Annotated in this window: 18 protein-coding genes and 5 tRNA genes; 10 read left to right on the plus strand and 13 right to left on the minus strand. The window is 44.3% G+C overall.

Annotation, left to right across the window (positions count from 1 at the left end; genetic code table 11):
* The first annotated feature begins 19 nt into the window (after positions 1–19).
* Positions 20–853, plus strand: coding sequence for an outer membrane lipoprotein-sorting protein (locus tag JCM16456_RS09150; RefSeq protein ID WP_068713926.1), 834 nt, complete (start codon positions 20–22; stop codon positions 851–853).
* 89 nt (positions 854–942) lie between these two features.
* Positions 943–2,073 carry a hypothetical protein gene (locus JCM16456_RS09155; protein WP_068716003.1) on the plus strand — a complete coding sequence of 377 codons (1,131 nt, stop codon included), beginning with the start codon at positions 943–945 and terminating at the stop codon, positions 2,071–2,073.
* Positions 2,074–2,110: 37 nt separating this feature from the next.
* On the opposite strand, the gene JCM16456_RS09160 is transcribed toward JCM16456_RS09155, so the two are convergent.
* Complete coding sequence (locus tag JCM16456_RS09160) at positions 2,111–3,586, minus strand: right-handed parallel beta-helix repeat-containing protein (protein ID WP_068713927.1); 1,476 nt, start codon at positions 3,584–3,586, stop codon at positions 2,111–2,113.
* A 432-nt stretch (positions 3,587–4,018) separates the two neighbouring features.
* Between JCM16456_RS09160 and sbcB the strand changes: the two genes are divergently transcribed.
* From sbcB to purT, 5 genes are all read left to right on the plus strand, one after another.
* Positions 4,019–5,443 (plus strand): exodeoxyribonuclease I, encoded by a 1,425-nt coding sequence (sbcB, locus tag JCM16456_RS09165; RefSeq protein WP_068713928.1) that lies wholly within the window; start codon positions 4,019–4,021, stop codon positions 5,441–5,443.
* 32 nt (positions 5,444–5,475) lie between these two features.
* Positions 5,476–5,898 (plus strand): CidA/LrgA family protein, encoded by a 423-nt coding sequence (locus JCM16456_RS09170; protein ID WP_068713929.1) that lies wholly within the window; start codon positions 5,476–5,478, stop codon positions 5,896–5,898.
* Positions 5,898–6,587 carry a CidB/LrgB family autolysis modulator gene (locus JCM16456_RS09175; protein WP_068713930.1) on the plus strand — a complete coding sequence of 230 codons (690 nt, stop codon included), beginning with the start codon at positions 5,898–5,900 and terminating at the stop codon, positions 6,585–6,587. The genes JCM16456_RS09170 and JCM16456_RS09175 overlap by 1 nt, the downstream gene beginning before the upstream one ends.
* Before the next feature lie 274 nt (positions 6,588–6,861).
* Complete coding sequence (cdd, locus tag JCM16456_RS09180) at positions 6,862–7,755, plus strand: cytidine deaminase (RefSeq protein ID WP_068713931.1); 894 nt, start codon at positions 6,862–6,864, stop codon at positions 7,753–7,755.
* Positions 7,756–8,093: 338 nt separating this feature from the next.
* The gene (gene purT, locus JCM16456_RS09185) at positions 8,094–9,269 is read left to right on the plus strand and encodes a formate-dependent phosphoribosylglycinamide formyltransferase (RefSeq protein WP_068713932.1); all 1,176 of its coding nucleotides are present in this window, start codon (positions 8,094–8,096) and stop codon (positions 9,267–9,269) included.
* 64 nt (positions 9,270–9,333) lie between these two features.
* Here the strand turns inward: purT and JCM16456_RS09190 are convergent, their stop codons facing one another.
* Positions 9,334–9,981, minus strand: a complete 648-nt coding sequence (locus tag JCM16456_RS09190; RefSeq protein WP_068713933.1) for a thiopurine S-methyltransferase — start codon at positions 9,979–9,981, stop codon at positions 9,334–9,336.
* Between the two features lie 313 nt (positions 9,982–10,294).
* On the opposite strand from JCM16456_RS09190, the gene JCM16456_RS09195 reads away from it, so the two are divergent.
* Positions 10,295–11,068 carry a RelA/SpoT domain-containing protein gene (locus JCM16456_RS09195; protein ID WP_068713934.1) on the plus strand — a complete coding sequence of 258 codons (774 nt, stop codon included), beginning with the start codon at positions 10,295–10,297 and terminating at the stop codon, positions 11,066–11,068.
* 66 nt (positions 11,069–11,134) lie between these two features.
* Here the strand turns inward: JCM16456_RS09195 and ihfA are convergent, their stop codons facing one another.
* From ihfA to pheS, 3 genes are all read right to left on the minus strand, one after another.
* On the minus strand, positions 11,135–11,434 hold the full coding sequence (ihfA, locus tag JCM16456_RS09200; protein ID WP_068713935.1) for an integration host factor subunit alpha: 300 nt from the start codon (positions 11,432–11,434) through the stop codon (positions 11,135–11,137).
* Positions 11,435–11,900: 466 nt separating this feature from the next.
* On the minus strand, positions 11,901–14,288 hold the full coding sequence (gene pheT / locus JCM16456_RS09205; RefSeq protein ID WP_068713936.1) for a phenylalanine--tRNA ligase subunit beta: 2,388 nt from the start codon (positions 14,286–14,288) through the stop codon (positions 11,901–11,903).
* Positions 14,289–14,318: 30 nt separating this feature from the next.
* Complete coding sequence (gene pheS / locus JCM16456_RS09210; RefSeq protein WP_068713937.1) at positions 14,319–15,302, minus strand: phenylalanine--tRNA ligase subunit alpha; 984 nt, start codon at positions 15,300–15,302, stop codon at positions 14,319–14,321.
* 295 nt (positions 15,303–15,597) lie between these two features.
* On the opposite strand from pheS, the gene JCM16456_RS09215 reads away from it, so the two are divergent.
* Positions 15,598–16,080, plus strand: coding sequence for a GNAT family N-acetyltransferase (locus JCM16456_RS09215; RefSeq protein ID WP_068713938.1), 483 nt, complete (start codon positions 15,598–15,600; stop codon positions 16,078–16,080).
* 95 nt (positions 16,081–16,175) lie between these two features.
* Here JCM16456_RS09215 and JCM16456_RS09220 read toward each other — a convergent pair.
* The 8 genes from JCM16456_RS09220 to uvrY all read right to left on the minus strand — a co-directional run bounded on the left by JCM16456_RS09220 (position 16,176) and on the right by uvrY (position 20,712).
* Positions 16,176–16,262 (minus strand) — tRNA-Leu (locus JCM16456_RS09220).
* A gap of 654 nt (positions 16,263–16,916) precedes the next feature.
* Positions 16,917–16,992, minus strand: a tRNA-Gly gene (locus JCM16456_RS09225).
* 32 nt (positions 16,993–17,024) lie between these two features.
* Positions 17,025–17,111 (minus strand) — tRNA-Leu (locus JCM16456_RS09230).
* Between the two features lie 82 nt (positions 17,112–17,193).
* Positions 17,194–17,269, minus strand: a tRNA-Gly gene (locus JCM16456_RS09235).
* A gap of 3 nt (positions 17,270–17,272) precedes the next feature.
* A tRNA-Cys gene (locus JCM16456_RS09240) sits at positions 17,273–17,346 on the minus strand.
* 288 nt (positions 17,347–17,634) lie between these two features.
* Entirely contained in the window at positions 17,635–18,192 is a 558-nt protein-coding gene (gene pgsA, locus JCM16456_RS09245; protein ID WP_068713939.1) for a CDP-diacylglycerol--glycerol-3-phosphate 3-phosphatidyltransferase, read from the minus strand.
* 46 nt (positions 18,193–18,238) lie between these two features.
* The gene (uvrC, locus tag JCM16456_RS09250; protein ID WP_068713940.1) at positions 18,239–20,068 is read right to left on the minus strand and encodes an excinuclease ABC subunit UvrC; all 1,830 of its coding nucleotides are present in this window, start codon (positions 20,066–20,068) and stop codon (positions 18,239–18,241) included.
* Positions 20,068–20,712 carry a UvrY/SirA/GacA family response regulator transcription factor gene (uvrY, locus tag JCM16456_RS09255; RefSeq protein ID WP_068716005.1) on the minus strand — a complete coding sequence of 215 codons (645 nt, stop codon included), beginning with the start codon at positions 20,710–20,712 and terminating at the stop codon, positions 20,068–20,070. The genes uvrC and uvrY overlap by 1 nt, the downstream gene beginning before the upstream one ends.
* 441 nt (positions 20,713–21,153) lie before the next feature.
* Here uvrY and JCM16456_RS09260 point away from each other — a divergent pair, with 441 nt between their 5' ends.
* Entirely contained in the window at positions 21,154–23,535 is a 2,382-nt protein-coding gene (locus JCM16456_RS09260) for a DNA polymerase II (RefSeq protein ID WP_408068369.1), read from the plus strand.
* The last annotated feature ends 6 nt before the right edge of the window (positions 23,536–23,541 follow it).

The following is a 23,541-nucleotide window of genomic DNA, read 5'->3' on the forward strand; positions in this document are numbered from 1 at the left end:
GTGACTAAGGAGTCTTAAAATGAAACCTGTGGACACACCATACTCCACTGCGATTTGGCCTAACAAAGGTTGGGTTACGGCCATTCTATGCACGCTTGCTTTCTTCAACAGTGTTTGCAATTTCGCTTATGCGTCCAACTCAGATAGAGGGATCGCAATTGCCACCGAACGTAAGGCGCGCGACAAGGGATGGCAAGACAGTACTGCCGATGTCGAAATGATTCTGAAGAATGCTCAAGGAGATCAAAGCATTCGAATCATGCGCACAAAGACACTAGAGGTCAACAATGATGGAGATAAAGGATTAACCATCTTTGATGAACCTAGAGATGTAAAAGGCACCGTATTTCTCTCCCATTCCCACATAAAAGGGAGTGATGACCAATGGCTCTATCTGCCCGCTTTAAAACGAGTTAAACGGATCGCATCACAAAACAAATCAGGTCCATTTATGGGCAGCGAATTCTCTTATGAAGATTTAAGTTCTTTTGAAATTGGGAAATACACCTTTACCTATCTGCGCGATGAATCTGTTAATGGTACGCCTTGCTTTGTCGTCGAACAGATTCCGATTGATCGTCAATCCGGCTACACCAAAATCATTGCCTGGATAGATAAAATCGAATATCGCCCAATGAAAACTGAATACTATGATAGAAAAAAGGCGTTATTAAAAACATTAACCCTATCCAACTACCAGATGTACTTAGATAAGTACTGGCGCGCTTTAACCCTTGAAATGGTGAATCACCAAACCGGTAAGAGCACCCAACTCATTACTCACAATATTCAATTTAAAACGGGGTTAGCTGCACGAGACTTTAATCAAAATATTATGACTCGGATGAGATGAAAGCTATGCAACACTGTAAGCTCACATCCGCTATAAAAACCGCTCTCTTAAGCAGTTCACTTTTTTTTCTCTATCAACCGGTATGGGTTATGGCCACCCCATTACTTCATCCTGATATGAGAGGACAAACTGCCTTAGAATATCGGCAATTTTTTCAAACGGGTGTCGATGGGCAACGTAATGGCCAGATCTCGATAGCGATTGAGCCGCAGTTTTACTGGGATATTGGTGATACGCAGTCGAGCATCACTTTTACCCCATTTTATCGTTACGATGAAATGGATAGTGAACGAACTCATGGTGATATTCGGGAACTGTTTTATCTCAACTATTGGGGTGATTATGAAATTAGAGCTGGCATCAACAAAGTGTTCTGGGGGGTGACAGAGGCGGAGCATTTGGTGGATGTGATAAACCAAATTGATTCCGTTGAAGCAATCGATGGAGAAGACAAACTAGGACAACCTATGTTGCAGCTCACCTCGATTAAAGATTGGGGGGTTACCGAACTCTATTTGTTACCTTATTTTCGCGAACGGACCTTTGCAGGCCATAATGGACGACTAAGAACGGTAGTCCCCATAGATACAGACCACGCTCAATTTGAATCCTCTGCTAAGCAGAATCATGTAGATGTTGCCGCGCGTTACACCAATACTTTTGGCGATTGGGACCTAGGATTAAGCTATTTACAAGGAACAGATAGAGAGCCCTATTTAATTCCTGCAGGTACAAAAATTATTCCCTATTACGCCCAGATGAAACACGCAGGTCTTAGTGTACAAGGCACGAAAGGAAACTGGCTATGGAAACTGGAAGCCAGCTATAAAGATAGCTACCAAACCTATACTGCAACCGATATAGGCTTTGAATACACCCTATTTGGTATAGGCGGTTCGAATTATGACTTGGGCCTGTTAAGTGAATATCTCTATGATTCCAGAGGCCCTGCAACTCTAGCCGTTGGACAAAATGACCTGTTTTCGGCTGTACGTTTATCACTTAATGACGAGGCAAGTACTCAAGTGCTCTTGGGAGTAACCCAAGATTTAGACGATAGTGACATCCGTTTATTAAAAATCGAAGCCTCGAAACGTTTAAATAATGCTTTGAAACTTAATCTAGATGCCTGGGTAAGTCATAACCACACTCCGACGGACTCGCTCTACTCCATCCGCCGAGACGACTTCGTTAAACTAACGCTTGAATACTACTTTTAAATCTTTCATATGCTGCTTCTCTAAGTGAGCAGAGCGACTACTTCGTTGGATAAAAACACCCCGAACTATTTTGAAAAGCCCCAACAAACTTCTGCTTATGCGCAATATCGTCACCACAAAAATCTGCAACTTTTTCATTATCCTGTAATGGATAAGGAGTGGCACCTTTAGAGAGGTCGATCGCCTGATCAACATAGGTAAAGTTGCCCGTTTCTGGAGAAACAAACAGATTATTTAGCGCTTCCTTGTTGGTAAAAAAGCCTCGTGGATAAATTCTATTCCCTGATTGGGAAATGATTTTGGCATCGTCTCGCACCCGTAAGTGACCACTAAAAATATTATTGACTATCATCGCACTGCTTTCAGCGAAACGCAGATCGACACCAGTGGTGTTATACAATGTGTTGTTGTTGATAAGCGTATCTCTTCCTGCATTTAAGTAGATTCCAACATCGCTGCAATGAAAGACAATATTATTACGAATAATGAGCCTATTGGTTTGATAAGTCACACCATCGCGGCTATTTACCATTCCCCCGCCACCCGCGGAAATACCGATTGACGAGCCTGCATAGTGCCGTTGCGAAGTATTACACATCACCAAGTTGTCTTCGATGATGCCATTGTTAGCCCCCCCTTTCATAAAAACACCGTAACTTACCTTATTTCCTCCATTCTTAATAAAATCTCGAATGATATTATGAGAAACAAGCCAACTATTGGCATGGTCAATATTAATTGGGGTTACTGAGTATTTTGTTTCGCGAGGCTTTGTAGAATAAAAGTGGTTATATAAAACTTTTCCATGATCGGGATACATCCCTGAATTACCATTGACTTTTATTGCTGCATTAAAGTCAACAAACTCATTATTTACAATTTGAACATTATTCGCTTCACCTACTATATGGATAGCATGTTCACAAAAGCTATGATTCGAGCATTGACCTATAAACTTAAACCCAGTCAATGTCCAAAAAGGACGAGAAATATAAAAACCTTCAAGTGATGTCATGAGTAACCTAACTTTACCCGGATGCTCTGCCTTTAATACAATAGGATTGTATTTTGTTGGTTCATCATTGCTGGTTTCAAATCGTTTGCCTTGCAGAACGTAATCTCCATCAGCAACCACAATTGTGGTCCCTGGTTTAGCAAAGCGAACTGCATCAATTAATTCATTAGAATTAACGACATAAAAGCTTTTTTTGGGTTCTACACCAACACTTGGTGGTGATGCATAGTCTGGTCCTACCGTTGGCCATTGTTGTCGGTCAAAGGGCTTCCAGTAATAAACCGGGGTATCTAACATATTGCCAATAGACATAAAAACATCGCCCACAGAACGTGTCGATGTGTGAGCCGTCAATTTACCCGCAACTTTAAAAAAGACTCCGGGAACAGTTTGGCCGTCAAAAAGCGCATGACTAAAAGAATAAACTGAGTACAGAAGCCCAACATTTAATACTAAACCGCAAAAAATAAAATACCGTTTGAAGAACTTCAACAGCATAACTTCTATCCTTATAATCACCCTTTAAGGGAAAAATAACTGTCTGGCTATATACCTATACCCAAGTAACCTCAAGATGCAGAACAACAGTTTGAGGTTACTTGGGTATAATATTTATAATACATAGCTGAGATTGCTTTTCCTGACTATTTTCACAAATCTTTCGTAAAATGAATTCAATTCTCTAAAATAAGAAACAACGCTATTTGAAGTGTTCACATCCCCCCGAGTAACCTCAATATATCCCCAAGTGACCTCAATATAGCGAGTTGGCTGTTCCCCATTACGCTCCAATTCTGTAAATCAGGCAGATGAAGATAAGCAAACCATAAGTGAGTACGTCTCTAACCATTAAAGCCTCTAGATCCGTTGCTAAGTGTTGGCTGCAGTGGTCTAATAGCGGGGAATCATAGATAATTTTGGTAATTAAACATGCAACAGCAACACCAGCCTACTTTCTTTTTCTTTGACTATGAGACTTGGGGTACTAGCCCAGCCAAAGACAGGCCAAGTCAGTTTGCTGGCATTCGTACCGATGCAGACTTCAATATCATCGGGGATCCTTTGGTCATGTACTGTCGATTACCAAGCGATTATCTACCAGGACCAGAAGCTGCCTTGATAACTGGCATCACACCACAAAAAGCCATGAGCCAAGGGGTGTCTGAGCCGGAATTCATTGGTCGAATTTATGAAGAATTGTCACGTCCTAACACCACCAACCTAGGCTATAACAGTATTCGTTTTGATGACGAAGTCACTCGTTATACCTGTTATCGTAACTTCTTTGATCCATACGAATGGAGTTGGAAAAACGGTAATTCTCGTTGGGATCTACTCGATGTATTACGTGCCTGCCACGCTCTCCGTCCCGAAGGGATTGAATGGCCAGAAAATGATGAAGGGTTCCCTAGTTTTAAGCTAGAACACCTCTCAAAAGCCAACGGTATTGAACACGATAACGCGCACGATGCCTTAGCCGATGTGATAGCGACCATTGAAATGGCGAAAAAGGTCAAAGCGGCGCAACCTAAATTGTTCGACTATTTCTTCAGCATGCGTAATAAACGCAAATTAACGGATCTGGTCGATATCGTTAATATGACGCCGCTAATGCACGTCTCTGGCATGCTCGGTCGTGAGTGCCAATACACCAGTTGGATTGTGCCTGTCGCATGGCACCCAACCAATCAAAATGCTGTGATTACGGTGGATCTGGCCAAAGACCCAACGCCGTTACTGGAACTCTCCGCTGAAGAATTGCAGACTCGTCTCTATACTCGTAAAGACGATCTTGCCGATGATGAACTGCCCGTTCCGGTCAAACTCGTGCATTTAAACAAATGCCCTATTTTAGCACCAGCGAAAACATTAACTGCAGAAAACGCCAAAGTGATTGGCATCGATCGTGAGCAATGCTTGGCGAATTTGGCGACCTTGCGTGAACATCCAGCTATTCGAGAAAAGCTCATCAATCTGTTTAGTCAAGAACGTGAGTTTGCGAAAGATGAAGATGTGGATACGCAGTTATATCAGGGATTCTTCTCACCTGCCGATAAGGCCGCCATGGAAATCATCCGTGAAACAAATCCAGATCAATTGGCCTCATTAGAATTGGAATATAGTGATAAGCGCATTGAACCTTTGCTGTTTCGATACCGTGCTCGTCATTATCCTTGGACACTCAATGAAGCAGAACAACGTCGCTGGGCAAATCACTGCCGCGAATATTTTGAAAGCCACATTGAGTCTTACATGCTCAATTTGGAAAATTTAGTCCATGAACATGAAAGCGATACTCAGAAAATCGCAATATTAAAAGCCGTTTATCGGTACGTAGAACAACTCGCCTCTTAATTTGGTTTGTCTTTCTTTTGATGTGACATTTTATGATAAACACACTTCTAAAATATGTTGTTTCCTTCGCTTTAATCTTTATCTGTTTAGCGATCGGAAACTGGATACAGCAAATGCTGGGCGTTGCAATTCCTGGCAGTATCTTCGGTATGCTCCTATTGTTTACGCTCCTTGCCAGCGGTTTCGCACCCGTTGACTGGGTTCGTCCAGGTGCTCATCTTTTTATCCGCTACATGATGTTGTTATTCGTACCAATCAGTGTTGGCTTAATGAACCACTTCGACATGCTATTAACCAATGCATGGGCAATTCTCGCCAGCGCAATCGGTGGCAGTGCAATTGTTATGGTATCTCTTGGCCTCATATTGGATCGTTTTTTAAACGCAGATAAAAAGCGCATTGACGTAAAAAAGAACATAAAAACAGACGCTAACGGCGTTAAGGGGAAAGCATAATGTGGCTGGTTCTCACTTTGGTGGTCTTTTTTATTTGTCGCTGGCTTGCCACTAAAATTCATTCGCCGGTCGCCAACCCACTGCTCATGAGTATCGTGGCCTTGATTGTTATTTTGATGGTATTTGGCATCGACTTTGATACCTATTATGCCGACAACATCTACATCAGCGATTTACTTGCCCCCGCAGTGGTCGCGTTAGCATTCCCACTGTATGAACAGTTACCACAAATTCGTGCGAACTGGCGCATCATTATGCTGGCTTGTAGTATCGGCAGCTTAATGTCCATGGTGACTGCAAGCATCATTGCGGTGGTCATGGGCACCAATTTAACCCTTATCGCATCACTTATGGCAAAATCGGTCACCACGCCTATTGCGATGGAAGTGGCGCGAAACTTAGGGGGAGAACCCTCTATCGCCGCGATTGTCGTCGTATTAGTTGGCTTATTTGGCGCAATTTTAGGTTACCCGATTTTCAAATTGCTCAATATTACTCACCCTATCGCACGTGGCCTGACAATGGGGTCGGTATCGCACGCCCTAGGCACCGCAACCTGTGCCGAACGTGATGCCCAAGAAGGTGCATTTAGCTCACTGGCATTAGTTTTATGTGGGATTATTACATCGATCTTGGCGCCTATTGTATTTACGGCAGTAGTATGGCTTCACCACATTATCGCAGGATAACTTGGGGTTCACGGATGAAGAGAAATACTGTTTAAGATCAATAGTAGAGGTTTAGTCGGTATACAGGCGCAATTTGCACCCAAGTAAAGAAGCGGGTTGCTGAAAAGCTAATCCGCTTTATTTTATCAGTTGCATTGATGTAATCGATAACAAGTGTGATCTCACTCTCCTTATGTAACATAATTAAATCGTTTCATTTTAAATGTGATATTGATCACATCGTTATTTTGAGCGTCTCTTACACTACTATTCCATAAACAAACAAGGACAGCTTATGAAAGGCCGTATTCAAGAGGCACTGAACAGCTTACCAACGCAGATCGCTGAGTATCTGACGCCTATCGTGTTAGCTCAAGACTTTGACGCAACTATCTCTGCAGAACAATTCAGCCAACTTATTGACATAACGGGTTATCAAGACGCTGATTTGCGAGTCTGTTTACTGCCATTAGCCGCGGCTTACGCCTATGTTCCTATTTCTAATTTTTATGTAGGGGCTTTGGTTCGTGGTTTAAGTGGTCGCCTCTACTTTGGTGCGAACATGGAATTCTATGGCGCTCAACTCGGTCAAACGATTCATGCAGAGCAAGCAGGTATTAGCCATGCATGGATGAAAGGTGAAGTGGGCATTATCGATGTAACAGTTAACCACACCCCTTGTGGTCATTGTCGTCAATTTATGAATGAGCTGACCACCGCGAAGACCATGAAAATCCAATTGCCTGCTCGTGTTGGCCAATCTTTGCAACACTATTTGCCAGAGTCATTTGGCCCAAGTGATCTTGATATCACAACTCTACTAATGGGAACGATCGACCATAGTTACAGTAGTGACAGCGACAACGAGTTAGTTCAGTTGGGTGTACAAGCCCTCAATCGCAGCCACGCGCCTTACACCCAAAATTTCAGTGGTGTTAGCCTAGCGACCAGCACAGGCCATCGCTACAGCGGTGCATATGCAGAAAACGCGGCGTTTAACCCTAGCCTACCGCCACTGCAAGTCGCCCTAGTACAGCTACGCATGGGAGGCGATGAATTTTCGTCGATTACCCAAGCAGCGCTTGCCGAAATGGCCACTGCATCAATCAGTCATTTGGCCTGCACACAATCCACTCTCGATGCCATTAACCCTGATATCGAGTTAGATTACGCAGCGCTTTCGTCATAACATCCCCAAATAACCTCAAGATGTTGAATTCTGCATCTTGAGGTTATTTGGATACAATTAGCGGCAACAGTGTGTTTGAGACACTATTGTCGCTGTTCAAAACCTCTTATCGACTATTCGCTTGATTTATCGTTAAGTTCTCTTTTTTTCTTATCACTTCACCGCATAATAGTTGTGCGATACGTTATGGTTCAATGACATAAAGGCGTCATTTATCCAGCGTAAAGTCATCGGCATTATTTCCATAGTAGCGGCACGCAAACGTTTGCTTTTCTGTTTTTTTTGCGTATCATTGCCGCAACTTCACAAAGTGATACAAACGTAATAAGGATTTCCGTATGTTGGGGACTGCTACCCGAGCAAATGCTACTCGTGTTTTACTTCTTGGTTCTGGTGAGCTAGGCAAAGAAGTGGCGATTGAATGTCAACGCCTAGGCCTAGAAGTGATTGCCTGTGACCGATACGCTGATGCGCCCGCGATGCAAGTGGCACATCGCAGCTATGTGTTCAATATGCTTGATGGCGAAGAGCTACAAAAAGTCATTGAAGCAGAAAAACCACATTTTGTGGTCCCTGAAGTTGAAGCTATCGCAACCGCTAAATTGGTTGAATTGGAACAGCAAGGTCTTAACGTGGTGCCTACAGCGAATGCAACCCGTTTGACCATGAACCGTGAAGGCATTCGTCGCCTAGCAGCAGAAGAACTGTCTCTACCAACATCACCTTACCGTTTCGCTGATAGCTACGAAGACTTTGCAGCCGCTGTTGCAGAAGTCGGCATCCCTTGTGTGTGTAAACCTGTCATGAGTTCATCGGGTAAAGGCCAAAGCGTTATCAAAACCGAAGCAGATGTTGATAAAGCTTGGCAATACGCGCAAGAAGGTGGCCGTACCGGTGCAGGCCGAGTGATCGTTGAAGGCTTTATTGATTTTGATTACGAAATTACCCTACTAACAGTTCGTGCAGTTGATGGCGTGCATTTCTGCGCTCCTATCGGCCACCGCCAAGAAGATGGTGATTATCGTGAATCTTGGCAGCCGCAAGTGATGTCTGAAAACGCCTTAAAAGCCGCAGAATATGTTGCAGAGCAAGTAGTTAATGCCCTAGGTGGTTACGGAATCTTTGGTGTAGAGCTGTTTGTTAAAGGCGACAAAGTTATTTTCAACGAAGTATCTCCTCGCCCGCACGACACTGGCTTAGTTACTCTTGTTTCTCAAGACATGTCGGAATTTGCGCTGCATGTTCGTGCCTTTACAGGCATGCCAATAGGCAAGATCACGCAATACGGCGCTTGTGCATCCGCAGCAATTCTCGGTCAAGGCACTTCACAGAATCTTGCGTTTTGTGGTTTAGAAGACGCTCTATCGCTCCCACAAACGCAAATTCGTTTGTTTGCTAAACCAGAAATCAACGGCCGCCGTCGCCTAGGCGTAGCGCTTGCTCGCGGTAAAGATACCCAACAAGCGGTTGATAAAGCCATTGATTGCGCAAAAGCGGTAAAAATCGAATACTAAAACTCGATACATATGTTTTCATAAAAGTAAAAAGCACGTGAATCACGTGCTTTTTTTTTACGAACTAACTCTCGATCAACCAAACTGTTTCAGCAAATCTTGAAAGGCCTTTTTTGGCTCTTTGTGGTCCTTTTGCTGATTCCTCATTGCAATCAAGTAAAGTCACTTTTAAACCATCAAATAGTTCACAGATTTCCTGCTCAGCGACACTAAATGGTGGCCCAGCCAACTCCTCTTGTGGGTAATCTAAAGATACAAGCAACATCCGGCCGCCAGGCTTGAGTAATAGCTTAATACGTTCGGCATAAGCAACACGCATCTCTGGCGGTAAAGCAACTAATGCGGCGCGATCATAAATTAAATCCACTTTGTCGACTGGAGCAGTAAAAAAGTCTCCGGTATACAGTGAAAGCTCATCAAACTGATAGAGCTCATGATGATTCCCTAATTGAGTCACTAACGGTGTATAAAAGTGTTCCGCGAAAAAAGCGCGCACCGCTATTTGGCTAAGCTCTACTCCAACGACCTCATTATGGCGCTCTGCGAGCCATACTAAGTCCTCACTTTTACCGCACAAAGGTACCAGTACACTCTCTTCACGTTGAGGTTCTAGAACCGACCAGAACTGAGTTAATAGCGGATTAACATCATGGAGGTGGAAGCCAATTTTATTGCTGGCCCATTTGTTGTGCCAAAATTCAGGGTCATTCATTGTGTTTCTCTCGCACGTCTTTGGAGGGCTCAGACTACCTGATTCCATTTTGTAAAGGTAGCCATTTTGTATCAAGCTTTGACACTTTTCGTTACATTCTCACTTGGGAACCAATTAGCTACGTAACAGTCTGATTAAATGTAGCTTTTAATATTGCTCACGCCAATAGACTGTCAGATATAGGTCAAGAGGATTGTAATCGATTTAGTGAGCCCCATATCTTAAGAGCAACATACTCGAACTCCGAACGCCTTGGTGTCATAGAAACTTTTTGTTCCCATTCTGACCCAATAGCGTAAGCTAAGGAGAGTAAATGAGCCTATTATTACGCACCACCGCGATCATGCTGTTATTGTTCAGCCGTGCGCCTGCATTTGCAGCCACCTCTGTCGATACCAGCGCCAAGGAAGATCGTAGCGAATCGCAAAATGAAATTAGCTCAAGTGTCTTTCGTCATAGTTTGAGTGGTCTTTACGGTATTCAAAGCAACAACACTCGAGTGATTCAACCCTATAACGACTTTACTGTGCTCTATAGTAAAGCTCACCAAGCACAACATGAATTGGAAAGTTTGTGTAAAAGTGCTGCTATGCAAACCACCACATCCGTGCATTTCTCCGGCGTGAAATCAGAGCAACGAGCTTTAGATAAAATTGATTCCGAGTTTAATGGTCAAGCAGAACGTATCACCGACCTTGCTCGCGCAACGATTGTTGCTGACGATGTACCAAGCCTTGTGCGCGCCTACGAAGTTCTTAATCGACAAGCGACTATTGTAAAAGTAAAAAACCGCTTCAAACACCCAGCACCATCAGGTTACCGAGATTTGAACGTGTTAGTTCGTTTGCCAAAAACACAAATCATTGCAGAAGTCCAGTTGCACTTGAAAGACATCGCAGAAGTAAAGAATGGAGCAGAGCATAGCATCTACGAACAAATTCAACAGATTGAACGCAAAGCATTAAACGAGGATAGAGCGCTCAGTTCTATGGAAATGGCGCAAATAGCGAGAGTGAGAAAACAATCCCAGCAGCTTTATCAGCAAGCCTGGCAACCTTATATTACTACTCAGCTGCAGGCCGCTTAACCTGAAATTCCCTATCAGAATAAAGCATATAGACCATGTCTTAAAACATGGTCTTATGCTCGGTCCTTATTTTTTGACGTCTTTTAAGTTCTCGACACGGGCTTTCAGTTTTTGCCCTGGGCGGAACGTTACGACACGTCGTGCGGAGATAGGAATATCTTCCCCTGTTTTCGGATTACGACCTGGACGTTGATTCTTATCACGCAGATCGAAGTTACCGAAACCAGAGAGTTTTACCTGTTCGCCGCCTTCGAGTGCTCGACGAATTTCTTCGAAAAACACCTCAACCGTTTCCTTGGCATCGCGTTTGCTGAAACCTAATTTTTCAAACAGGCTTTCTGCCAAATCGGCCTTTGTGAGCGCCATAAAACTTCCCTCAAAGCTTAAGTTAATCTTGCTGTCTTGAAGACAGCGCCTTTGCAGCATTTTGCTACTTTTTTGCCTAGCCGAATCAACAACATATCGGCCGCACCTGAAAAGTGTATGCCAAGCTCATGATTTTCGCCAACTTTTTTCAACGATGAAAATCGCACTCTGACAAAAACTAGACGCATATAATTTGAAAAAGACCAAAATTTGACGTCAAAACAGAGCTCATACGGTGCATTAACTAGATTATAATACTTAAAAATTAATATTTTATAGTATTTTATATCATTTAATGGAAATGTAAAAATTTTCCCACCCAGATCAAATTTTTAAATTCTCTAAAAAATCATGATGTTAGTTTACCTCATTCTAACAAAAAGCGACTAGAAAGCGGCAAACTTGGCAAAAAAAAGAGGCTTCCATAGGAAGCCTCTTTTGCAAATTTGCGGTATAGCTAACAAATTTAGTCGCGTAGAGTTGCGCCAAATTGTTCGCCAATTGCGGCAACGATAGCATCAACAGAAGTAGAAATATCTGCTTCTTCGAGTGTGCGTTCTGTTGACTGTAGGATAAGAGCGATAGCAAGGCTCTTCTTACCTTCTTCAATACCTTTACCTACATAAACATCAAACAGGTCCGCTTCTTTAAGTAGCTCACCACCAGCTTGTTCACAGGCTTTAACAATCACATCCGCAGCCACTGCTTCATCCACCACTACCGCGATATCACGACGGTTTGCAGGGAACTTAGACAAAGAAACCGCTTCAGGAATCACGCGAGTCGCGATCGCATTCCATTCAATTTCAAATACGATAGTGCGACCATTCAAGCCGAATTTGCGCTCTAGCTCTGGGTGAACAGTGCCAATGACACCAACTTGCTTGCCATCAACAATGATTGCTGCAGATTGGCCAGGGTGCAATGCTGGATGTTTCACAGCAGCAAAACTGTAAGCACGACCGTTAGCCGTTAGGTCTAGAATGGCTTCTAGATCACCTTTAAGGTCAAAAAAGTCAACGGTTGTGGTAGTCAGGTTCCAGTGCTCATCGTTTACCGTACCAGAGATCACGCCTGCTAGCATTGGTTCTTGGCGCATGCCGTTTTCTGCTGCTTGATCAGGAGTGAAACGCAGACCATACTCAAACAGACGTACACGTGGTTGTTGACGTTTTTGGTTACGAACCACTGTATTTAGCAGACCTTGAATTAGGCTCAAACGCATCGCTGACATGTCAGCCGAAATTGGGTTTGGTAACACTAGAGGTTCAACATCTGGCACAATCAGTTTTTGTTGCTCAGGTTCAACGAAGCTGTAAGTAATTGCTTCGTGGTAACCACGGTCAACAAGCAAGTCACGTACACGTTTAAGCGGCATGTTTGCCTCTTTGTGTAGGTTCATACTCAAACCAGCAACTGGCGCTTGATTTGGAATATTGTCGTAACCGTAGATACGACCTACTTCTTCAATCAAATCTTGTTCGATTGCGATATCGAAACGCCAGCTAGGAGCTTTTGCAGTCCAACCTGACTCTGTCGATTCTACAGTCATACCCAGACGCTCAAGAATTTCTACCACTTCTGCATCTTCAATATGGTGACCAAGTAGATCGTCCAATTTAGTGCGACGTAGAGAAACCACGTTTGCTTTTGGTAGGTTTGCTTCTGATTCAGCCGTCACAACAGGACCTGCTTCACCACCACAGATCTCTAGCAATAGCGCAGTTGCACGTTCGATAGCAGACGCTTGCAATTCAAAGTCCACACCACGTTCGAAACGCATTGATGAATCAGTGTGTAGACCGTATTCACGTGCGCGACCACGAATCGCAGCGGGAGTGAAGAATGCACACTCAAGTACCACGTCTTTTGTTTCAGAGCTCACACCTGAGTGTTCGCCACCGAAGATACCAGCAAGAGCCAGTGCTTTGTTGTGGTCAGCCACAACAAGAGTGCCGTCTTTAAGTTCTGCTTCAGTACCGTCAAGAAGCGTCAGTTTTTCGCCCGCTTCTGCTAGACGAACCACGATACCACCTTCAACCTGTGCAAGATCAAATGCGTGCATTGGTTGGCCTTGCTCAAGCATCACGTAGTTGGTCACGTCAACGATTGGATCGATTGAACGAATACCACAGCGGCGCAAGTTCTCTTGCATCCACATTGGTGTTGTCGCTGCAACGTTTACGTTCTTAACTACACGGCTTAAGTAACGAGGACACGCTTCTTCTGCTTTCACATCGATAGACACTTGGTCAGAGATGGTTGCAGCAACAGCTTCGCTTGCAGGAGCCGTTACGTCTGCGCGGTTTAGTACACCTACTTCACGAGCCATACCACGGATACTGAAACAGTCTGCACGGTTTGCTGTTAGGTCTACGTCTACAGTCACGTCATTCAGTTTTAGGAATTCGCGGAAATCAGTACCGATTACTGCATCTTCTGCCAACTCCATGATGCCGTCAGATTCTACATCGATACCCAGTTCAGAGAATGAACACAGCATACCGTATGAAGGTTGACCACGTAGTTTCGCTTTCTTAATTTTGAAATCGCCTGGTAGCGTTGCGCCCACAGTAGCAACCGCTACTTTAAGACCTTGGCGGCAGTTTGGTGCACCACAAACGATATCAAGCAGTTCTTCTTCGCCCACGTCTACTTTTGTAACGCGTAGCTTGTCAGCGTCTGGGTGTTGTGCACATTCGACAACTTTACCCACTTTCACGCCGTTAAATTCGCCAGCCACAGGAAGAACGTCGTCTACCTCTAGACCAGCCATAGTGATTTGATGAGTTAGCTCGTCAGTTGTTACCGCAGGGTTAACCCACTCACGAAGCCATGATTCACTGAATTTCATAGTGTTTCTTTTCCCTCTTGGGGCCCCTGATTACTTAAACTGTTTTAGGAAACGTAGATCGTTTTCGAAGAATGCACGTAGATCGTTTACGCCGTAACGCAACATAGTCAAACGCTCAACACCCATACCGAATGCGAAACCAGAGTATTTTTCAGGGTCGATACCAACGCTGCGAAGTACGTTAGGGTGAACCATGCCACAACCTAGTACTTCTAGCCATTTGCCGTTCTTACCTTTCACGTCTACTTCTGCTGAAGGCTCTGTGAATGGGAAGTAAGAAGGACGGAAACGCACTTCCAAGTCTTCTTCGAAGAAGTTGCATAGGAAATCGTGCAGAATGCCTTTTAGCTGTGCGAAGTTCACTTTTTCGTCAACCAACATACCTTCCACTTGGTGGAACATTGGGGTATGAGTTTGGTCATAGTCGTTACGGTAAACACGGCCTGGTGCGATGAAACGCAATGGTGGCTGGTTGTTCTCCATCGTACGGATCTGTACGCCAGAAGTGTGTGTACGAAGCATCAACTTAGGATTAAAGAAGAAAGTATCATGGTCAGTACGTGCTGGGTGATCCGCTGCAATGTTTAGCGCATCGAAGTTATGGAAATCATCTTCGATTTCAGGACCAGACTGAACAGTAAAGCCCAACTCACCAAAGAAGCTTTCAATACGTTCGATAGTGCGAGTGACTGGGTGAATACCACCATTCTCAATGCGACGACCTGGCAAAGTAACGTCAATCGTTTCTTCTGCTAGTTTCGCTTCAAGTTCTGCACGTTGTAGTGCTTCTTTACGAGCAAAAATGGCTTTTTGCACCACTTCTTTCGCTTTGTTGATCTCTTGACCAGCAGTACGACGCTCTTCTGGTGGTAGTTTGCCTAGGCTTTGTAGTTGAGCAGTTAACTCACCTTTTTTACCCAGATACTGAACACGCACTTCATCAAGTGCGACTAACGACTCTGAAGCCTCAATGGCAGCGGCCGCGTTAGCAATAATCTCTTCTAGATGTTGCATTGTTTCCTCGTCTGCTATGCAGCAGTTTCCTTTAGGAACTCAAAAGGAATTCCAAGGGTCCTGAATGGTTATTCATACAGGTACCCGCTAGATTGACCTTAGGGATTCTTGGGGTATTTCAAATAGCTTTACATACTACCGAAAGCCGCTGTTAAAGCCAAATGAAATGCACTGTTCAAAGCAAGTTCGCGTATTTGTTCACCAAGTTTTCTTTTGACGAATTCAAATTGCTTTGACAAAGTGGGCTCAACTAACCAAGCAACTGGTTTTACGAGGTTTTCCTATTGGAGAAAATATGCAAGCACAGATAGTACCTATTGATTCACATCACGATGAGGCAATGTGCCACATTATCAAAACCGTGGGCGCGGAATTTGGCGCAATCGGCGACGGCTTTGGCCCATCCGATGCTGAAGTTTTGCACATGAGCCAGCACTATTCCGTTTCTGATCACAGTGGCTATTTTGTTATCGAACAAAACGGGGTTGTCCTCGGTGGCGGCGGAATTGCCCCATTTGCAGGCTCAACAGAACGCTGTGAGCTGAGAAAGGTCTTCTTGTCACCTCAAGCTCGTGGCCTAGGGATGGGAAGACAGTTGGTGGCGTATTGCCTTCAGTTTGCTCGAGAAATGGGATACGCGCACTGTTACCTCGACACCTTACATACCATGTCCGGTGCGATAGCCCTCTATGAAAAACTGGGATTTGAGCATCTTCCAGCACCATACTCCGGCACTGAGCATAATGGGTGTGATGTATGGATGGAGTGCCAGCTTTAACCACGCGGCTAGGTTTAATAAAGCGTAGCAACGAAAAAGCCCCGACGGTTAAGTCAGGGCTTTTTGAATTCGTTGTGTTTTACCGCACAAATAGATGGTGCCCCGGGCCGGACTTGAACCGGCACAGCGCGAACGCCGAGGGATTTTAAATCCCTTGTGTCTACCAATTCCACCACCAGGGCAACGCAATTATGCGATGGGTAAGACACCATCTGTTCCAACACTTTCGTCGGGAACAGGTGTAATGTACCCTATTCTCTTAATAGATCAATAAAAATATTCGCAATTTCAATCAACTGAACAACAAGCCACCTTTTAGATCATTTCAGACCCAACTTGCGAACACTTTACCACCAACCAAAAAATCCCACATCCCGACATAATATTAATCGTCATCAGATGATAAGGAAAAAGTCGACACACGAGGTTCCCTTTTTATAGCCTTGGCGTGACCTCAACCTTGGCAAGGAACTCCGCCTAAATCAGCGCGGTGAATTTTGAAAGTACGCAGAAACAAAAAAGCCCTGACTGTTAAGTCAGAGCTTTCTTATTTGGAGCGACACACGAGGTTCCCTTTTTATAGCCTTGGCGTGACCTCAGCCTTGGCAAGGAACTCCGCCTAAATCAGCGCGGTGAACTTTTCATGTACGCAATAACAAAAAAGCCCCGACTGTTAAGTCAGAGCTTTCTTATTTGGAGCGACACACGAGGTTCCCTTTTTATAGCCTTGGCGTGACCTCAACCTTGGCAAGGAACTCCGCCTAAATCAGCGCGGTGAACTTTTCATGTACGCAATAACAAAAAAGCCCCGACTGTTAAGTGAGGGCTTTCTTATTTGGAGCGACACACGAGGTTCGAACTCGTGACCTCAACCTTGGCAAGGTTGCGCTCTACCAACTGAGCTAGTGTCGCATGAAATACGAAATTTTGTATTTCGAAATAGATGGTGCCCCGGGCCGGACTTGAACCGGCACAGCGCGAACGCCGAGGGATTTTAAATCCCTTGTGTCTACCAATTCCACCACCAGGGCACACAAAACTGGTTTGTGATGCCTTTACAGAAAGAGTAAAACACCATCTTGATACCGAACATGAGTTCCATATCTTAAAATTTGGAGCGACACACGAGGTTCGAACTCGTGACCTCAACCTTGGCAAGGTTGCGCTCTACCAACTGAGCTAGTGTCGCAAATGGAGGCGCGTCCCGGAGTCGAACCGAGGTCCACGGATTTGCAATCCGCTGCATGGCCACTCTGCCAACACGCCTCTGTAAGTTCAGAACCCAATCGGTTAACACCGTTGTTCCTGACTACGGGGATGCATTCTACGGATTCGATGCAGCGAGTCAACACTATTTTTTCCAATTTTGTATCGTTTGGCTATTTAACATTCAAACCGGGCTTTTTTGGCTAAATTAGATACAAAAATATCGATTTTTCCGCGAGATAAATCACACCAAACAAGAAAATGCACTAAATACTCATTTCTAGCGCCATGAAATAGAAAAAGGCAGGAGATCCCTCCTGCCTTTTCTTCGTTCGCTATTCGATGTGGCTACATGCTCTCTTCACTGAGCAAATCATCTTTTGCCGCCATCAAGTATTGCACCATCGACCAGTAAGTGAGTACGGTCGCAATGTAAATTGCTACGTAACCAACCCAAACCATCCAGTCGTCATAGTGCCAAATCAGCACCCAAAGTGAGAACATTTGAGTTAAAGTTTTAACCTTACCAATCCATGACACAGCAACACTGGCACGTTTGCCGATTTCAGCCATCCATTCACGCAATGCGGAAATGATAATTTCACGTGCGATCATGGTCACAGCGGGTATGGTAATCCAAATCGTGTGATAGTGCTCGGTGATAACAATCAATGCCGATGCTACCAGTACTTTATCGGCCACTGGGTCAATAAAAGCACCAAAACGGGAAGTTTGCCCCAGTTTGCGCGCTAACATTCCATCCAACCAATCGGTAAATCCAGCAACCCAGAAAACCATCGCGGCAGCAAATGGCGCCCAACTGAATGGAAGGTAAAATGTCACGACAAATACAGGTATTAGAAAAAGTCGTATTAAAGAAAGAATGTTTGGAATGTTAAAACGCATAATTATAAGCTCTTATCGACGGCGCGTTTATGGTGCGGCATTTTTCCTATTGTTTCAATGCCTGATAAATGTTTTCTGCCAAAGAATAACTGATTCCCGGCACTTTGGCGATTTCTTCTACAGTTGCTCGCTTAAGTTCTTGTAATCCCCCCATATATTTTAACAATGCTTGGCGACGTTTCGGCCCAACACCTTCTATTCCTTCTAAAGAACTGGTACGGCGAGTTTTACCACGCTTGGCCCTATGACCTGCAATGGCATGATTGTGGCTTTCATCACGAATATGCTGAATCAAATGCAGCGCTGGCGCATCACTTGGTAGATGCGACTCTTCTCCATCCGTTGTAATTAACGTTTCTAGCCCAGGCTTACGGGTCACCCCTTTTGCAATGCCAATTAAGCGTGGTCTTTTCGGCCAGTCACCCCAGCATTGCTGTAATATCTCATGGGCGCGATTGAGTTGCCCTTTACCACCATCAATAAAGATAATGTCAGGGATTTTATCGACATCGAGTTGTTTAGAATAACGCCGCTCTAATACCTGCCCCATCGCGGCGTAGTCATCGCCACCAGTGATGCCAGTAATGTTGTAACGACGATACTCTTGTTTTACTGGCCCTTCCTGATTAAAGACCACACACGATGCAATCGTGCTTTCACCCATGGTATGGGAAATATCGAAACATTCCATACGGAGAATCGACTCCATATCGAGCACCTCTTGCAACGCCTTAAAGCGCTGGCCAATGGTCATCTTATGGTTAATCTTGGTGGTAATCGCCGTGAGTGCATTGGTATTGGAGAGTTTTAAATACCGGCCTCGAATGCCATGAGGGTTTACATGGAAATGAATCTTACGACCTGCGACGTCTGTCAACGCGGCTTGCAATGCTTGAGTATCGTCAAACAAGCCTTCGTTCAAAATAATTCTCGTTGGAATAGTACGAGCTTCATTATGACTCAGATAGTATTGGGTCAAAAAGCTCTCAAACACCTCTTCACGGGAAGTATTGTGTGGAATTTTAGGGAAATGACTCCGACTACCTAATATTTTCCCCTGACGAATCATCAAAATATGGACACAGGCAATACCATTTTCTTGCGCAAACCCCAAAACGTCCATATCTTCCATTGAATCATCAGAAACATACTGCTGCTCTTGCACACGGCGAATTGCGTGAATTTGATCTCGAAATTTCGCCGCCTGTTCAAATTTCAGCTGTGCACTTGCCTGTTCCATTTTGTGGATCAGCGTTTCCAACACTTGCTGATCTTTACCCTGCAAGAACAAGCGAACGTAATTGACCAGCTCTGCATAATCAGCATCGGAAATAACCGATGACACACAAGGCCCGGCACAACGGCCAATTTGATACATTAAGCACGGCCGAGTACGGTTACTGTAAACCGTATCTTCACACTGACGAACAGGAAATATTTTCTGAATTAAATGTAAGGTTTCCCGCACCGCTCCTGCATCAGGGTAAGGACCAAAGTACTCCCCTTTACGCTTTTTGGCGCCCCGGTGCATAGATAATCTTGGATGCTTGTGTCCACTAACAAAGATATACGGGTAGGTCTTATCATCGCGCAATAATACATTGTATTTGGGTAGGTATTGCTTGATGTAGTTATGTTCGAGAATCAAAGCTTCCGTTTCAGTATGGGTTACTGTCACGTCTATTTTGGCGATATTGCTCACCAAAGCTTTCGTCTTCTCACTGTCTATTTTTTTACGAAAATAGCTAGAAAGACGTTTTTTTAGGTCTTTTGCTTTACCAACATAAATAACAACAGCCTCGGCGTTATACATACGATAAACGCCAGGCTGATGAGTCACAGATTTTAGAAAAGAGATGGAATCAAACTCAGGCACTACAATTTCTCTGTATCCAGCATTCCATGTCGAATAGCCAAGTGAGTCAGTTCAACGTCACCGCTGATGTCTAACTTAGCAAACAAACGGTAACGATAGCTGTTGACCGTTTTAGGACTCAGATTCAATTGTTCCGAAATATCGGTAACTTTCTGCCCTTTAGTGATCATCATCATGATCTGTAATTCACGTTCAGACAAATCAGCAAACGGATTTTCAGAGGCAGGCGAAAATTGGCTTAAAGCCATTTGCTGTGCAATCTCTGGCGAGATATAACGTTGACCGCTGTTCACCATGCGAATGGCATTCACCATTTCGTCGGGTGCAGCTCCTTTTGTCAGATAGCCTGCCGCTCCAGCTTGCATGACTTTCGTCGGGAACGGATTCTCTGTATGAACGGTTAAAACGATGATTTTAACGTCTGGATTAACTCGTAAAATTTTCTTAGTCGCTTCTAAACCACCAATGCCCGGCATGTTCATATCCATTAGAACAACGTCGGCATGGTTACTACGACACCATTTTACGGCTTCTTCACCACTATCAGCTTCCCCTGCTATATTCATTCCACGGACGTCTTCAATAATACGTCGTATCCCTGTGCGCACCAGTTCGTGATCATCTACAAGGAAAACACTTATCAAACTTGTATCTCCACGCTTATCTATCGGCTCTGCGCCACCTAGCAAGAAAGTGGTCAGCAGGATGGATGCTTAGTCAGTCATCATTATCTAATCTTGCATTCTACGAATATGTGCTTAAACGCAAACTTTCGCAAGTACTTATTGGGCTCAATTATCTTAAAGAGAGAATTGATATTAACTTCAATTAGTTACTTCTCACTTATTGAGAATTTTTTTTCAACTTTGCGGAGAGAAAAACAAGATATACAACAAATAACTCAAAGAAACACTAAGCTAACTCCATTGAATACACTAAAACGGACAAAATAACAAAGGTTACGCGATACTTTTCTTGAATATGATAGGAGAAAAGTCAAAAATGACGGCCAGTATCCATACTCAACATTTGCTATGATTGATTGAGTATTTTTAAAATGAAACCCTCTTTAGCTTCTCTATGCAATGAAACGGAATAACCATTTGACCCTTCACTCCGGATTTCTCCTCACACGCCAAGCTCGAGATCGACAAGGCCAAACCCAAATCGAACTGTGGCTAGCGACAGAGCACGGCCCGACGCAACTTTTGATCCGTGGTGAAAAACCGGTCTTTTTTATTCCTGCGGCAAAACAGCAAATAGCACAAGAATTAACAAGCCAAACATCGGGTTACATCGAGTTTCGCCCACTTGAACTCCAATCGTTTGATCAAGAGCCATTAGTAGCAGTCTACTGTGCAACTGTGCAGCATTCGTTACAAATAAAAAAACGCTTAGTGGATGCAGATATTTTAGTTTTAGAGGGAGACATAAAGCTAGCCGATCGCTATCTTATGGAGCGTTTCATTCAGGGAAGCCTTGAATTTACTGGGGATATTAAGCAATACGACCAACATATTCGAGTCGACAACGCCAAATGTCGCAAGGGTGAATATTTACCCACTTTAAAGGTCGTCTCCCTCGACTTGGAATGTTCCGAAAAAGGCATCCTATATTCAATTGGCTTAGACAGCCCGATGGACAGCCGCGTGATCATGATTGGTGAGCCACAAGATGCCGAAACACCAATCCAGTGGGTGACCGATGAAAAAGCCCTACTGGTTGCCTTGGTCGATTGGTTTAACCAATTTGACCCCGACATCATCGTCGGTTGGAACGTCATTGATTTTGACTTTCGATTACTCCATCGCCGTGCACAATGGCATCAAATGAAGTTGATGCTAGGCAGAGGAAATCAAGCCAGCTATTTTCGGAGCGCAGAGCAAACTCAGCAAGGCTTTATTACCATTCCAGGCCGGGTGGTACTCGATGGAATCGATACACTAAAAACAGCCACCTACCATTTTCGTTCTTGGTCGCTTGAATCGGTATCGCAGGAGTTACTTGGTGAAGGCAAAGCGATTCACAATGTGCATGACCGCATGGACGAAATAAACCAAATGTATCGCCATGATAAACCATCACTCGCTAAGTACAATCTACAAGACTGTGTACTGGTAAATCGCATTTTCGCCCACACACACCTGCTTGAATTCGCCATCCAGCGTTCGCTGTTAACCGGGTTAGAGCTGGATCGCATCGGTGGTTCCGTGGCAGCGTTTACCAACCTCTATCTGCCGCAGTTGCATCGTGCTGGCTATATCGCCCCTAATCTGCACTCGGAGAACTGGTTAGCAAGCCCCGGTGGCTACGTGATGGATTCAATTCCAGGCCTGTATGATTCGGTGCTCGTTTTAGATTTCAAAAGCCTTTATCCATCCATTATTCGCTCATTCTTGATCGATCCACTCGGGTTAATTGAAGGTTTGAAATTGGAAATAGGTCCGCAAGACAACCAAGCTGTGCCCGGTTTCCGCGGTGGGCAATTTCACCGTACTCGCCATTTTTTACCACAGATGATCGAACAGCTTTGGGATGCGCGCGACCAAGCAAAGCGTAATCAAGAAAAAGCGTTTTCGCAGGCGATCAAAATCATTATGAACTCATTTTATGGTGTTCTTGGCTCATCAGGTTGCCGCTTTTTCGATACGCGCTTAGCTTCAAGTATCACCATGCGCGGCCATGAAATCATGAAGCAAACCAAGCAATTAATTGAAACGCAAGGTTATCAAGTTATCTATGGCGACACCGACTCCACCTTTGTATCACTCGGTAAAGAACACACTCAAGCGCAAGCCGACCTTATCGGTAAGCAGTTAGTCGAACACATCAATCAGTGGTGGAAAGAGCATTTAGCTCACACATACCGTCTCAATTCTATCTTGGAAATTGAGTACGAAACCCACTATCGCAAATTTCTTATGCCCACTATTCGTGGCGCTGAAACAGGTTCGAAAAAACGCTATGCTGGATTGATAGGCGAAGGTGACAATGAGCAGATGGTTTTCAAGGGGCTAGAGAGTGCACGTACTGACTGGACGCCTCTCGCTCAACGTTTTCAGCAAGAGCTGTATCTTATGGTCTTTCATGGTGAAAGCCCCGATGAATATATTCGTCGCATTGTGGAGCAAACCCAAAATGGCGAACTGGATGGTGAGCTCACTTATCAAAAACGCCTAAGACGCCGTCTGAACGAATATCAAAAGAACATTCCACCACAAGTACGAGCAGCGAAAATGGCCGATGAAATCAATGAACGATTAGGTCGACCGCTGCAATATCAAAATAAAGGTACTATTGAATACGTGATTACAGTGAATGGGCCAGAGCCGAAGGAATACGCGCAAAGCCCACTGGATTATCAACACTACATTGATAAACAGTTGCGCCCGGTTGCTGATGCAATCTTACCTTTCATTGGTCTACAGTTTGACCAAATGAACGCGCCACAGCTTGGGCTGTTTTAGTACAAG

It is taken from the genome of Vibrio tritonius (genome assembly GCF_001547935.1).
GTDB lineage: Bacteria > Pseudomonadota > Gammaproteobacteria > Enterobacterales > Vibrionaceae > Vibrio > Vibrio tritonius.